This window comes from Streptomyces sp. Da 82-17 (assembly GCF_046098215.1).
Lineage (GTDB): Bacteria > Actinomycetota > Actinomycetes > Streptomycetales > Streptomycetaceae > Streptomyces.
The window spans coordinates 40,242-54,649 of sequence record NZ_JBJURH010000026.1; the positions used below are offsets into that span (position 1 = coordinate 40,242).

The window sequence follows — 14,408 nt, forward strand, 5'->3', positions numbered from 1 at the left end:
GATTTCGACGAGGGGTTGTCACGTGTCCATGTTGCGCGCTCTCAGGCGCCGAATCCTCACACCCAATGTCCGCGAAACGCAACTGGCGCGGCGCGGTTTCCATGTGAAGAACGAAGAGGCCAGGGTCCAGTTGGAGACCGTCGGCGCCTCTTTTCTTCAGGGATATGCGTACGCGGTCGAGGCGCGTAATGCGGCCGAGGCCGACGAATGGCTGAACACAATTCCGCGCGCCTTTCGTGGATTTGCCTACGAGGGCGCCGGAATGGGCGCGGCCATGCTCGACTCGTTCACCGGAACCCAGAAGCGGCTGACCGGGCTGCTCGAGGGCGAGGGCCGCCACCACGACTACATGATCCTCGTCGGCGTCGGCTGGGCCATGGCCCGGCTGCCCAAGTTCCTGTGGCCGGACGTCGACGCGTACGACCCGCTGAAGCGCTGGCTGATCCTCGACGGATACGGCTTCCACCAGGCGTACTTCCGCACCGACGCCTACGTCCGCGACCCGCAGCGCGAGCACCCCTTCAGCTGGGGCGCCGGCTACGACGCGTACAGCGCCCGCGCCCTCGACCAGGGCATCGGCCGCGCCCTGTGGTTCGTCGGCGGCACCGACCCGGACGTGGTCGCGGGCCTGATCGCCGCCTACCCGGAGCACCGGCACGGCGACCTGTACGCGGGCGCCGGCCTCGCCTGCACGTACGCGGGCGCCGCCGACGAGCACGAGCTGCGCCGCTTCGCCGAACACGCGGGCGAGCACTTTCCGCAGCTGGCCCAGGGTTCCGCCTTCGCCTGCGAGGCACGTGAGAAGGCCGGACTGACCATCGCCCACACCCACGTCGCCGCGCACGTCCTGTGCGGCGGGCGCACCCCGGCCCAGGCGGCCCGGGTGTGCACGGATCTGATCCCCGCCATGCGCGACGCCGGCGACCAGGCCGACGTCCCGGCGTTTGAGACCTGGCGGCAGCGGATCGCTGCCGACATTTCGACCGTCCCGTACGTCCAGAAAGGTGCCACGGCATGACGCATCCCCTTGCCTGGCTTCGCAAGCAGGCTCCCGGCGTTGTGGCGCTCACCCTCATGGTGTCCGCCTTCTACGCGGTGAAGCCGGCCGAGTCGTCCGCTGCCGACAACGCGAAGCTCGCCGAGAACTTCCAGTTCGAGCCGATGTCGATCGCCCTGCCCCAGGGCCACAAGCAGCAGACCGTCCGCGAGGTCAACCAGGCCTACAAGCACATCGAGGCGTGGATCTCCTCGGTCGGCGCCGGTGTCGCCATGAACGACATCGACGGCGACAAGCTGCCCAACGACCTGTGCATCACCGACCCGCGCACCGACACGGTCTCCGTGACGCCGGCGCCGGTGGCGAACCGCAAGAGCGAGACGTACCGGCCGTTCGCCCTCGACCCGGCGCCGCTGCCGAAGCCGAAGACGTCCGCGCCGATCGGCTGCATGCCCGGTGACTTCAACGAGGACGGCGCCACCGACCTGCTCGTCTACTACTGGGGCCGCACCCCGGTGATCTTCCAGTCGAAGCTGCCCGCCGAGGGCAAGCGGCCCACGCTCGCCGCCGACTGCTTCGAGCCCGTCGAGCTGGTGCCCGGAGTCGGCGAGGACGTCTACTCCGGCCCGCTGTGGAACTCCAACGCCGCCGCGGTCGCGGACTTCGACGGCGACGGCCACAACGACATCTACATCGGCAACTACTTCCCGGACAGCCCGGTCCTCGACCCGTCGAAGAACGGCGGCGTCGAGATGAACGACTCCCTGTCGCACGCCCAGAACGGCGGCGGCGGCCACTTCTTCCGCTGGACGAAGGACGGCTACAAGGAGCAGAAGGACGTGCTGCCCGAGGGCATCGAGAAGGGCTGGACCCTCGCGGTGTCCGCCAACGACCTGGACGGCGACCAGCGTCCCGAGATGTACCTCGCGCACGACTTCGGCACCTCCGCGCTGCTCTACAACAAGTCGAAGCCGGGCAAGTTCGCGTTCTCCGAGGTCAAGGGGAAGCGCACCGCGACCACCCCCAAGTCCAAGGAGCTGGGCCGCAGTTCGTTCAAGGGCATGGGCGTCGACTTCGGCGACCTCGACAACGACGGCCTCTACGACGCGTTCGTCTCCAACATCACCACCTCGTTCGGCATCGAGGAGTCGAACTTCGCCTTCTTCGACACCGCCCGGAACAAGGCCGACCTGCGCAAGCGGTTCCAGAAGGGCGAGGCCCCGTACGAGGACCGCTCGGCGCCCCTGGAGCTCGCCTGGTCCGGCTGGGGCTGGGACACCAAGATGGGCGACTTCGACAACAACGGTGACCAGGAGATCACCCAGGCCACCGGCTTCGTCAAGGGCAAGCGCAACCGCTGGGCGCAGCTTCAGGAACTCGCCACCGCCAACGACGGCCTGGTCAAGTACCCGTACTTCTGGCCCAACGTCGAGGAGGGCGACGACATCGCGGGCAACCAGTCCCTGCGCTTCTACGTGAAGAACAAGGACGGCGCCTACAGCAACCTCGCCGGGCAGCTCGACATGGACGTGCCGGTGCCCACCCGCGGCATCGCCACCGGTGACGCCGACGGCGACGGCAAGCTCGACCTGGCCGTGGCCCGGCAGTGGGACGCCCCGGTCTTCTACCGCAACACCAGCGAGAAGTCCGGCAAGTTCCTCGGCCTGAAGCTGACCGACGCCGCCGGCTCCGACGTGATCGGCGCGCAGGCCACCGTGACCCTCTCCGACGGCAGCACCCGCATCGGGCGCGTCGACGGCGGCGGCGGCCACTCCGGCAAGCGCAGCACCGACCTGCACATCGGCCTTGGCGACGCCCAGGGACCCGTGCGGGTCCACCTGACCTGGCGGGACCGTGACGGCCAGGTGCAGAACAAGGACCTCTCGCTGACCCCCGGCTGGCACTCGCTCCAGCTCGGCGCCGACGCCAAGGAGAAGTGACCGTGTCGACCACTCAGATACCCGGCCAGGCCCCGGCCGACAAGTCCGCGGAGGCCGGCAAGGCCGCGCCGAAGCCGGCCGCCCCGCCCCGCCACAGCAACAAGGTCATCACCGCGCTGCGCCGGTTCGCGATCTCGATCAGCGTCCTGAACATCGCGGGCTACACGTTCCTCGGCTTCGAACAGCCCTGGCTGTGGCCGTTCATCGCCCTCGCCACCGCGTACACCACCGAGATCGTCCTGGAGGCGATCAGCGCCAAGGTCGACGGCCGGGCGCCCCGCTACGCGGGCAACGGCGCCCGCGGCCTGGTGGAGTTCCTCTACCCGGCGCACATCACCGGCCTCGCGGTCAACATGCTCACGTACGTCAACGACCGCGTGTGGGTCATGATGTTCGGCGTCCTCGTCGCCGTCGGCACCAAGTGGGTGCTGCGCGCCCCGCTCAAGGGCCGGATGCGGCACTACATGAACCCGTCGAACTTCGGGATCATGATCATCCTGGTGCTGTTCCCGTGGGCGAGCATCGCGCCGCCCTACCACTTCACCGAGTACCTGTACGGCCCCGCCGACTGGGTGCTGCCCGCCATCATCATCACCCTCGGCACCATGCTCAACGCCAAGCTCACCAACCGCATGTGGCTGATCATGGCGTGGCTCGTCGGCTTCGTCCTGCAGGCCGTCATCCGCGGCCTGGTCTTCGACACGGCCATCCCGTCCGCGCTCAGCATGATGACCGGCACGGCCTTCATCCTCTTCACCAACTACATGGTCACCGACCCCGGTACCTCGCCGTCCAAGCGCTCCTCGCAGATCGCCTTCGGCGCCGGCGTCGCCGGTGTGTACGGACTGCTCACCGCGCTCGGCATCGCGTACGGCATCTTCTTCGCCACCGCGCTGGTCTGCCTCATCCGCGGCGGCTACCTGTGGCTCCTCAACTACCTCGACAAGCAGCGCGCCGCCGAGGCCAAGGCCGCCACCGAGGCCAAGGCCGTGCTGACCGGGGCGCCGCTCGCGGCCGTGGCCGACAAGCCCGCCGACAAGCCCGCCGCGGACCAGCCCACCGACCCGTGCTCCGCCGGGACCTGCCAGCACGGCAAGTGCGCCGCGGCCCGCGTCGACGAGCAGAAGGAAGCCGACAAGAAGGTGGCGGTGCCCGTATGAGCAGCCGAATAGCGATCGTCGGGATCGCCTGCCGCTACCCCGACGCCACGACCCCACGCGAACTCTGGGAGAACGCCGTCGCCGGCCGCCGGGCCTTCCGGCGCCTGCCCGACGTCCGCATGAACCTGGACGACTACTGGGACCCGGACCCAACCACCCCCGACCGCTTCTACGCCCGCAACGCGGCGGTCCTCGAGGGCTACGAGTTCGACCGCATCGCCCACCGCATCGCCGGCTCCACCTACCGCTCCACCGACCTCACCCACTGGCTGGCCCTCGACACCGCCACCCGCGCCCTGGCCGACGCCGGATTCCCGGCCGCGGACGGGCTGCCGAAGGAGCGCACCGGCGTCGTCGTCGGCAACACCCTCACCGGCGAGTTCTCCCGCGCCAACGTGATGCGGCTGCGCTGGCCGTACGTCCGCAGGGTCCTGGCCGGCGCGCTCAAGTCGCAGGACTGGGACGACGACCGCACCGCCGAGTTCCTCGCCGGCGTCGAGGAGGCGTACAAGCAGCCGTTCCCCGCCATCGACGAGGACACCCTCGCCGGCGGCCTGGCCAACACCATCGCCGGGCGGATCTGCAACCACTTCGACCTCAACGGCGGCGGCTACACCGTCGACGGCGCCTGCTCCTCGTCGCTGCTCTCGGTCACCACCGCCGCGACGTCGCTGCAGAACGGCGACCTCGACGTCGCCGTGGCCGGTGGCGTCGACCTGTCCATCGACCCGTTCGAGATCATCGGGTTCGCCAAGACCGGCGCGCTCGCCAAGAAGGAGATGCGGCTCTACGACCGCGGCTCCAACGGCTTCTGGCCGGGCGAGGGCTGCGGCATGATCGTCCTGATGCGCGAGGAGGACGCCCTCGCCGCCGGGCACCGCATCTACGCCAGCGTGGCCGGCTGGGGCATCTCCTCCGACGGCCAGGGCGGCATCACCCGCCCCGAGGTCTCCGGCTACCAGCTCGCCCTCAAACGGGCCTACGAGCGGGCCGAGTTCGGCATCGGCACCGTGCCGCTCTTCGAGGGCCACGGCACCGGCACCCAGGTCGGCGACGCCACCGAGCTCAAGGCCATCATGGGCGCCCGCGCCGAGGCCGACCCGGACGCCCCCAGCGCCGTCATCAGCTCCATCAAGGGCATGATCGGCCACACCAAGGCCGCCGCCGGCATCGCCGGACTCATCAAGGCCGCCATGGCCGTCGACTCCGGCATGCTGCCGCCCGCCATCGGCTGCGTCGACCCGCACGAACTGCTCACCGACGAGCAGGCCAACCTGCGGGTCCTTCGCAAGGCCGAGCCCTGGCCGAAGGACGCGGCCCGCCGCGCCGGCATCACCGCCATGGGCTTCGGCGGCATCAACACCCACGTCGTCCTCGACAAGCAGGTCGACGGCAAGCGCCGCGCCCCCGTCAGCCGCCGCGCCCGCACCCTCGCGAGCTCCCTGCAGGACAGCGAACTGCTGCTCCTGGACGCCGAGTCGCCCGAGGCGCTGCGCGAGCGCCTCACCCAAGTCGCCGACTTCGTCCCGCAGTTGGCGTACGCGCAGATCGGCGACCTCGCCGCCACGCTCCAGCGCGAACTGCGCGAGCAGCCCTACCGCGCCGCCGCCGTCGTCACCTCCCCGGAGGACGCCGAGAAGCGGCTGCGCCAGCTGATCGAGGCGCTGGACTCGGGCCAGAGCACCGTGTTCTCCGCGGACGGCCGCACCTTCCTCGGCCAGGCCGACGGGGAGGCCACCATCGGCTTCCTCTTCCCCGGCCAGGGCTCGGGCAAGGGCACCGGAGGCGGTGCGCTGCGCCGCCGCTTCGACGCCGCCGCCGAGGTCTACGACCGGGCCGCGATGCCCACCGACGGCGACATGGTCGCCACCCACGTGGCCCAGCCGCGGATCGTCACCGGCTCCACCGCCGGACTGCGCGTCCTCGACTGGCTCGGGCTCGAAGCCGACGTCGCCGTCGGCCACAGCCTCGGCGAGATCTCCGCCCTGCACTGGGCCGGAGCCATGGACGCGGGCACGCTCCTCGAGGTCGCCCGGGTGCGCGGCGCCACGATGGCCGAGCACAGCGCCTCCGGCACCATGGCCTCGCTCGCCGCGGGACCGGACCGGGCCAGGGCGCTGACCGAGGGCCTGTCCGTCGTCATCGGCGGCTACAACGGCCCCGAGCAGACCGTCGTCGCCGGGCCGGTCGAGGACATCGAGACCGTCGCGGCCAGGGCCGCCGAGGCCGGCGTCAACTGCACCCGGCTCAAGGTGTCCCACGCCTTCCACTCCCCGCTGGTCGCCCCGGCCGCCGACGCCTTCGGCAGCTGGCTGGAGCAGGCCGACTTCGGGCCGCTGGAGCGCCGGATCGTCTCCACCGTCACCGGCGCCGACCTCGCGGACGACGAGGACCTGCCCAAGCTGCTCCGCCGCCAGATCACCGACCCGGTCCTGTTCACCCAGGCCGTACGCGAGGCCGCGCAGGACGTCGACCTGTTCGTCGAGGTCGGCCCCGGCCGGGTCCTCTCCCATCTGGCCGCCGCCTCCACCGACGTGCCGGCCGTCGCCCTCGACACCGACGACGAGTCGCTGCGCGGGCTCCTCCAGGTGGTCGGCGCCGCCTATGTGGTGGGCGCCCCGCTGATGCACGAGCGGCTCTTCCAGGACCGGCTGACCCGGCCCCTGGAGATCGGCGCCGAGTTCAGCTTCCTCACCAGCCCCTGCGAGGCCGTCCCGCACGTCGACCTGCCCACCGTGCAGCCCGTACGGGAGGAGAGGAAGGCCGAGAGCGACGGCGCCGCGGACGCGGGCAGCTCCACCGGGCAGTCCGTCCTGGAGGTGCTGAAGGCCCTGGTCGCCGAACGGGCGGAGCTGCCGCCCGAGTTGGTCGCCGACGACTCCAGCCTCCTCGACGACCTGCACATGAGCTCCATCACCGTCGGCCAGATCGTCAACCAGGCCGCCACCAAGCTGGGCCTGGCCACCGCGCACGTACCGACCAACTTCGCGACCGCGACCCTGGCCCAACTGGCCGAGGCGCTCGAGTCGTTGGCCGAGACCGGGCAGGCCGGGGACGGGGTCGCCGACCTCGTGGCCGGCGCCGCACCGTGGGCGCGGGCGTTCTCCGTCGACCTGGACGAGGTGCCCATCGGGCCCGCCGTCCCCGGGCAGGTCAGCGGCAGCTGGCAGCTGTTCGCCGACGCCGCCCACCCGTTCGCCGCGGACCTCAAGCAGGCCCTGGAGAACGCGCAGGTCGGCTCCGGCGTGCTCGTCGCCCTCGCGGCGGACTGCCCGCAGGAGCACATCGAGCTGGCCCTGAACGGCGCCAAGGACGCCCTCGCGGGCGACCGCGACCGCCGCTTCGTCCTGGTCCAGTCGGGCCGCGGCGCCGCCGGGCTCGCCAAGACCCTGCACCAGGAGTCGCACCTGAGGACCACCATCGTCCACGCCCCGGCGTCGGACGACGTGATCGACCAGGTCGTCGCCGAGGTCGCCGCCACCACCCGGTTCACCGAGGTGCACTACGACGCGGGCGGCGTGCGCACCGTGCCGACGCTGCGGGCCCTGCCGGTCGCCGCCGAGCGCACCGAACGCGTCCTCGGCGCCGACGACGTCCTCCTCGTCACCGGCGGCGGCAAGGGCATCACCGCCGAGTGCGCCCTCGCCGTGGCCAAGGACAGCAGCGCCAAGCTCGCCGTGCTGGGCCGCTCCGACCCCGCGCAGGACGCCGACCTGGCCGCCAACCTGCAGCGCATGGCCGACAGCGGCATCACCGTGCGGTACGCGGCCGCCGACGTCACCGACCCCGACCGGGTCCGTGCCGCCGTCGCCGAGCTGACCGGCGAACTCGGCCCGGTCACCGCCCTGTTGCACGGCGCCGGCCGCAACGAGCCGGCCGCGCTCACCGGCCTCGGCATGGACACCGTCCGCTCCACCTTCGCCCCGAAGGTCGACGGGCTGCGCGCCGTGCTCGACGCCGTCGGCGAGGACCGGCTGAAGCTGTTCGTCACGTTCGGCTCGATCATCGGCCGGGCCGGCCTGCGCGGCGAGGCGCACTACGCCACCGCCAACGAGTGGCTGGCCGACCTCACCGAGGAGGTCGCCCGCACCAACCCGAACTGCCGTGCCGTGTGCATGGAGTGGTCGGTGTGGTCCGGCGTCGGCATGGGCGAGAAGCTGTCCGTCGTCGAGTCGCTGTCCCGCGAGGGCATCGTCCCGGTCTCCCCGGACCAGGGCGTGGAGATCCTGCTGCGCCTCGTCAACGACCCCGACGCCCCGGTCGTCGCCGTCATCAGCGGCCGCACCGAGGGCATCGAGACCGTACGCCGCGACCTGCCGCAGCTGCCGCTGCTCCGCTTCACCGGCACCCCGCTGGTGCGCTACCACGGCGTCGAACTCGTCACCGAGGTCGAGCTGAACGCGGGCACCGACCCGTATCTCGCCGACCACCTCCTCGACGGCAACCTGCTGATGCCCGCCGTCGTCGGCATGGAGGCGATGACCCAGGTCGCGCACGCCGCGACCGGCTGGAGCGGCACGCCGACCCTGGAGGGCGTGGAGTTCCTGCGGCCCATCGTCGTACCGCCCGGCGGCACCACCCGCATCCGGATCGCGGCGACCGTCACCGGCACCAGCGCGGTGGACGTCGCGATCCACGCCGAGGAGACCGGCTTCGTCGCCGAGCACTTCCGGGCCCGCCTGCAGTACGGCGAGACCACCGTGCCCGACGGCCCGCCCGAGCAGGTCGACCCCGGCGTCCCCGCGGCGCCGCTCGACCCGGCGACCGACCTCTACGGCGGCGTCAACTTCCAGGGCGACCGCTTCCACCGGCTGCTGCACTTCCACCGGGCCGCCGCCCGGCACGTGGACGCGGACGTCGAACTCCGGGCGCCGGGCGGCTGGTTCGCCGGGTTCCTGCCCAACGAGCTGCTGCTCGCCGACCCGGGCATGCGCGACGCCCTGATGCACGGCAACCAGGTGTGCGTCCCCGACGCCACCCTGCTGCCCTCCGGCATCGAGCGCCTGCACCCGCTCGGCACCGCCACCGAGGCCCCGGACAAGCTGCGCTACTGCGCCACCGAGCGCCACCGCGACGGCGACACCTATGTGTACGACGTGGTGGTCCGCACCCCCGACGGCACCGCCGTCGAACGCTGGGAGGGCCTCACCCTGCACGCCGTGCGCAAGACGGACGGCTCCGGCCCGTGGGTGGCGCCGCTGCTCGGCTCGTACCTGGAGCGCACGCTGGAGGAGGAGCTCGGCACGCACGTCTCGGTCGCCGTCGAGCCGTCCACCGGCGCGGGCGTCGAGGAGCGCCGGGCCGGGACCGCGGCCGCCGTGCGGCGGGCCCTCGGGGAGAGCGTCGAGATCGGCTACCGGCCCGACGGCCGGCCCGAACTCGCCGACGGGCGGCGGCTGTCCGCGGCCCACACCCTGGGCCTCACCCTCGGCGTGGTCTCCGACAGCACCGAGCAGACCGTGGCCTGCGACGTCGAGGCCGTCAACGTCCGCACCGAGGACGACTGGCAGGGCCTGCTCGGCGAGCACGCCCCGCTGGCCGCCGAGGTGGCGCGGCAGACCGGGGAGGCGCCGGACACCGCCGCCACCCGGGTCTGGAGCGCCGTCGAGTGCCTGAAGAAGGCCGGTGTCGCCGCCGGAGCGCCCCTGACCCTGGCCCCCTCGGGCCGGGCGAACTGGGTGGTCCTGACGGCGGGCGAGCTGCGCATCGCCACATTCGTCACGGCCCTGCGGGACGTGCTCGAACCGGTCGTCTTCGCCGTCCTCGCCGACGGTACGAGCACCCCGGCGGGACGGAGCCGCTGACATGGCGGGCCACTGCGAGTACCGGCACTTCGAGTACCGGCACCGGGTCACGGCCGCAGAGACCGATCTCTGCGGCCTGGCCGACCCGGTGAACTTCCTGAGCTGGCAAGGGCGTTGCCGGGAGCTGTTCCTCGGCCACCTGGAACCCGACGCCCTCGTCGACGCCCAGGGGGAGCTGAGCCTGCTCACGCTGCAGGTGGAGTGCGAGATGTTCGCCGAGGTCATGGCCCTCGACGAGCTGTCCGTCCGCATGCGGGTGGCCGGCACCGGCCACACCGAGCTCAGCCTCACGTTCGACTACGTCAAGGTGGCGGCGGACGGCGAGGAGACGCTGGTCGCGCGGGGCGGGCAGCGCATCGCCTGCATGCGCGGCCCGGAGTCGTCCGCCGTCCCCGCACTGATCCCCGACGCGCTGGCACGGGCGCTGGCGCCCTACTCGGCGGCCGGGGTCCGGCCGCTGGCAGGGAGGCAGAAATGACCCTACTGATCGCTCCGTACGCGGAGAGTGTCGACCTGGAGGACCGCAAGCAACTGCGAGGCGCGTTCGGCTCGTTCCCCACCGGCGTCACCGTGGTGACCGTCGGCGGGGCCTCGCCCCGGGGCATGACGGCGAACTCGTTCACGTCGGTGTCGCTCGACCCGCCGCTCGTCCTGATCTGCGTCACCAGGGAGGCGCAGATGCACAGCAGCCTGGAGACGTCGCCGACGTTCTCCGTGTCGGTGCTCGGCGCCGGCCAGGAGGGCGTGGCCCGGCACTTCGCCAGCCGGTCACGACCAGCGGGCGCCGGCCAGTTCGACACCGTCGACTGGGTGCCCGGCCGGGAGACCGACGCGCCCCTGATCGCCGACGCGGTGGCGCACTTCGAGTGCGAGAAGTGGGCGTCGTACGACGGGGGCGACCACACCGTCTTCCTCGGCCGGGTCGTGGCCGCGGCCCGGCGCCCCGACCGGGAGGCCGTCCTCTTCCACAACGGCCGCTTCCGGCAGGCCGTGCCGGAGCTGCCCGAAGGCAGGGCGGCATGAAGGTCCACCCGCCGGGGCCGCCGCCGACGGCGCTGCCGGGGCTGCTGAAGAAACTCGCCGTCGACCGGCTGGGCCTGATGCGGGACGCGGCGGCGCTCGGCGACGCCGTCCGCGTCAACATGGGCCCCAAGAAGCTGTACATCTTCAACCACCCCGACTACGCCAAGCACGTGCTCGCCGACAACGCCGCCAACTACCACAAGGGCATCGGCCTGGTGGAGGCCCGGCGGGTGCTCGGCGACGGGCTGCTCACCAGCGAGGGCGAGGTGTGGCGGGCCGGACGGCGCGCCGTGCAGCCCGCGTTCAAGCCCGGCCGCATCAACCAGCAGGCCGACGTGGTCGCCGAGGAGGCCGCCAAGCTGGTCGCCCTGCTGCGCCGGCACGAGGGCGGTGACCCCGTCGACGTACTGCACGAGGTCACCGGCCTCACCCTGGGCGTGCTCGGCAGGTCCCTCCTCGACAGTGACCTGAGCGCGTACGACTCGATCGCGCACTCCTTCGAGGCGGTCCAGGACCAGGCCATGTTCGAGATGGTCACCCAGGGCCTGGTCCCGCAGTGGGTGCCGACGCGGATGCAGCGCGACTTCCGCCGCGCCCGCAGCGAACTCCACGACGTCGTCGACCGGTTGGTGTCCGACCGTGCCTCGCGCATGGCGGACGGCGAGCCGGCCGACGACGCCCTGTCCCGGATGATCCTGGTGGCCCGCAAGAACGCCGACCCGGACGCGGCCCGCACCCGGCTGCGCGAGGAACTCGTCACGCTGCTGCTCGCCGGGCACGAGACGACGGCGAGCACCCTCGGCTGGGTCCTGCACCTGCTCGACCGGCACCCGGACGCCCGGGACCGGGTCCGCGAGGAGGCCGTACGCGTCCTCGGGGACCGCAACCCGGTCGTGGAGGACCTGCACCAGCTGACGTACACCACGATGGTGGTGCAGGAGGCGATGCGGCTCTATCCGCCGGTGTGGGTGCTGCCGCGGATCGCGCAGGCCGACGACGAGGTCGGCGGCTACCACGTCGCCGCCGGGTCCGACGTGCTTGTCTGCCCGTACATCCTGCACCGCAACCGCGCCTACTGGGACGACCCGGAGGCCTTCGACCCCGAGCGGTTCGACCCGCAGCGGGTGGCCAACCGGCCGCGGTACGCGTACATCCCGTTCGGCGCGGGGCCGCGGTTCTGCGTCGGCAGCAACCTCGGGATGATGGAGGCCGTGTTCGTCGCGGCGCTCGTCACCCGGGACCTGGAGCTGCGCAGCGTGCCGGGGCACGACGCGGTCGCGGAGCCGATGCTGTCGCTGCGCATGCGGGGCGGGCTGCCGATGACGGTGCATCCGGTGCCCTGAGACGAAGGAACGGCGCCACCACAGCGAGGGCCGGCCACGGACATCCGTGGCCGGCCCTCGCTTTCGTCGTGGCAGCGGCGGTGACGGGCCGTCAGGGGGCGACCCGGGCACCCGCCGCGGGCGACTCCATGTCCAGGAGCGCGAGCAGCACCGGCGGGTCGAGGACGTCCTGCGGGCGCAGCGCCACCTCCACGGGCTTGAGCAGCGCCCCCGGCCGCACCGTGACCGGCCCGACCCGGCCCACGGACAGCTCGGGCGCGGACTGCCCGAAGAGGCTGTCCTCGTGGCCGTACGGCACCGAGTGGGCCAGGATGTGCCAGGTGCCGTTGGGGGTGTTCCGTAGCTCGAAGGCGCCGGGGCCGTCCAGGACGGTCCAGCGGGCCGGCCGGCCCTGCCGCACACAGCTCGGGAACAGGCCGACGAAGACCGGCCCGGGCGCGGTGGTCGGCGGGAACACGACCCGCCCGCGCAGCGTCAGGCTCTGCGCGACGGCCGTCGCACCGGCCGCCGCCGAGGAGGGGAACTTCGGGACGGCGCCGTCGAGTTCGCGGTACGCGCTCGGCGAGAGCCCGACGCACGCCTTGAAGCGGGAGCTGAAGGTGCCCACGCTGCTGTAGCCCACCTGGCTGCTGATGTCGGCGACGCTGAAATCCGTCTCAAGCAGCAGCCTTTTCGCTTCCTGAATGCGGAGCGCGGAAAGAAAACGCCCCGGAGAGGTTCCCGTCGCCTCCCGGAAGAACCGGGTGAAGTGAAATTTGCTGAACATCGCGGTGCGGGCCATGTCATCGATCGTGAGGTCCTGCCCGAGATTCACGTGCATATAGCGGATGACTCGGCGGACGGCGTGCTCGATGGTGGACGTGGTCACCGTATCTCCCTATCTCCCCGGGGTGGTGGGGCGTCAACGCCGAGTTGGCTGAGTAGCGCGCATTTCCGTGATCCGCTCGGAGTCGGCGTGCTTGCGCCGCGCCATGTCGTCGGCGAAGCGCCGCCAGGCGTCCGAGCAGTGCCGGGCGAGATCGGCTATCGACTCGGTGGCGTGCGGGGGAACGGCGTCCACCCGCTTCTGCCAGGCCTCGTCGACGATGAAGTGGGTGTGGAACCAGCGGATGAAGTCCCGCCCGGTCTCCGAGTGGCGCAGCGACGGGTCGTTGGCGAGCCGGCGCAGCACGTCCAGCGGCGCCCGCGACCGCGGGGAGAGCGGGGAGGCCGGTGCGGGGGCGGCGGCCGCCGGCTCCGGCGCGGGCGTCGGCGCCGCGGCGGGCCGGTCCTTGGCCCTCGGCTGCGGGGGTACGGCGCGCTCCCGCTGCGCGGCCCGGGCGACGGCGCTCTGCCGGCTGGGCGGCACCGGGTCCTCGCCGCGCTGCAGCCGGCGCCGCACGTCGTGGGCCGTGCCGAGCGAGAGCCCCGTCTCGCGCACCACCGCGCGCAGCGGGATGTCCGGGTCCCGGGTCATCAGCTCGGCCGCGTGGATGCGCTCCGCGGTGCGGTCCAGCGGGTGTACCTTGCCGTCGGCGCCGGTCCGCATGTTCAGCGGGGGAGAACCCACGGCTGAACACACCCGCACCGAGGCGACGGTCTTCGCGTCGAGCCCCACGTAGCCGGCCACGGCCCGGTCCGACAGGTTCGGGTGCGAGGCGAGGATGCGCTCCGCGGCCGTCTTCCGCTCGGCCACCGACAGCGGCAGGCCGTGCCTGATGTTCGCCGTCACCGAGCGCAGGAACACCTGGTCGTCGGAGCCGTCGAAGAACTGCGCCTCGACCGTCTCGTCGCCGCGCAGCCGCGCGGCGTCGACGCGGTGCATGCCGTCCACCACGCGCAGCGTCGCCCGGTGCACGAGGATCGGCGGCAGTGCCGCGTACACGGCCGCGAGCCGGCGCACGTGCGCCTTGTCGATGCCGCCGAGTCGCGGCGAGTCCGCGGGGACCAGCTCGTCTATGCGGACGAGCTGAGTGGCGTGCCTCGGCACTTCTCTGGAGTCTTCCGAGCCTTTCAAGTTTCCCCCAAGCAAGAGGCCGAGAGGTACTTCCGCAGGCCTTGTGGTTGTCGCAGAAGGAATGTCGCGTGCGGCGGAGAAATGAACTCGGTCTTGGAGCCTAAGTGCGAATCGAATCGGCCACCGGGGGGCCTCCCGGCGATGC

At 72.1% G+C, this 14,408-nt stretch carries 9 protein-coding genes; 7 read left to right on the forward strand and 2 right to left on the reverse strand.

Going from position 1 to position 14,408, the window contains the following annotated elements; translation table 11 throughout:
- Window positions 1-28: 28 nt before the first annotated feature.
- The 7 genes from ACIDOF_RS32575 (at window position 29) to ACIDOF_RS32605 (ending at window position 12,267) form a co-directional block, all read left to right on the forward strand.
- Window positions 29-1,018, forward strand: a complete 990-nt coding sequence (locus ACIDOF_RS32575) for a DUF1702 family protein (RefSeq protein WP_409009858.1) — start codon at window positions 29-31, stop codon at window positions 1,016-1,018.
- Window positions 1,015-2,937, forward strand: coding sequence for a CRTAC1 family protein (locus ACIDOF_RS32580; RefSeq protein WP_409009793.1), 1,923 nt, complete (start codon window positions 1,015-1,017; stop codon window positions 2,935-2,937). The genes ACIDOF_RS32575 and ACIDOF_RS32580 overlap by 4 nt, the downstream gene beginning before the upstream one ends.
- Window positions 2,938-3,044: 107 nt before the next feature.
- Complete coding sequence (locus ACIDOF_RS32585) at window positions 3,045-4,097, forward strand: enediyne biosynthesis protein (RefSeq protein ID WP_409009859.1); 1,053 nt, start codon at window positions 3,045-3,047, stop codon at window positions 4,095-4,097.
- Window positions 4,094-9,901, forward strand: a complete 5,808-nt coding sequence (locus tag ACIDOF_RS32590; RefSeq protein WP_409009794.1) for a type I polyketide synthase — start codon at window positions 4,094-4,096, stop codon at window positions 9,899-9,901. Before ACIDOF_RS32585 ends, ACIDOF_RS32590 begins: the two co-directional genes overlap by 4 nt.
- Window position 9,902: 1 nt before the next feature.
- Window positions 9,903-10,379 carry an acyl-CoA thioesterase gene (locus ACIDOF_RS32595; protein ID WP_409009795.1) on the forward strand — a complete coding sequence of 159 codons (477 nt, stop codon included), beginning with the start codon at window positions 9,903-9,905 and terminating at the stop codon, window positions 10,377-10,379.
- Window positions 10,376-10,924 (forward strand): flavin reductase family protein, encoded by a 549-nt coding sequence (locus ACIDOF_RS32600; protein ID WP_409009796.1) that lies wholly within the window; start codon window positions 10,376-10,378, stop codon window positions 10,922-10,924. Before ACIDOF_RS32595 ends, ACIDOF_RS32600 begins: the two co-directional genes overlap by 4 nt.
- Window positions 10,921-12,267 carry a cytochrome P450 gene (locus ACIDOF_RS32605; protein ID WP_409009797.1) on the forward strand — a complete coding sequence of 449 codons (1,347 nt, stop codon included), beginning with the start codon at window positions 10,921-10,923 and terminating at the stop codon, window positions 12,265-12,267. The genes ACIDOF_RS32600 and ACIDOF_RS32605 overlap by 4 nt, the downstream gene beginning before the upstream one ends.
- A gap of 91 nt (window positions 12,268-12,358) precedes the next feature.
- Here ACIDOF_RS32605 and ACIDOF_RS32610 read toward each other — a convergent pair whose 3' ends face one another.
- Window positions 12,359-13,135 (reverse strand): helix-turn-helix domain-containing protein, encoded by a 777-nt coding sequence (locus ACIDOF_RS32610; protein ID WP_409009798.1) that lies wholly within the window; start codon window positions 13,133-13,135, stop codon window positions 12,359-12,361.
- Window positions 13,136-13,168: 33 nt separating this feature from the next.
- Entirely contained in the window at window positions 13,169-14,236 is a 1,068-nt protein-coding gene (locus tag ACIDOF_RS32615; protein WP_409009799.1) for a transcriptional regulator, read from the reverse strand.
- Between the last annotated feature and the right edge of the window lie 172 nt (window positions 14,237-14,408).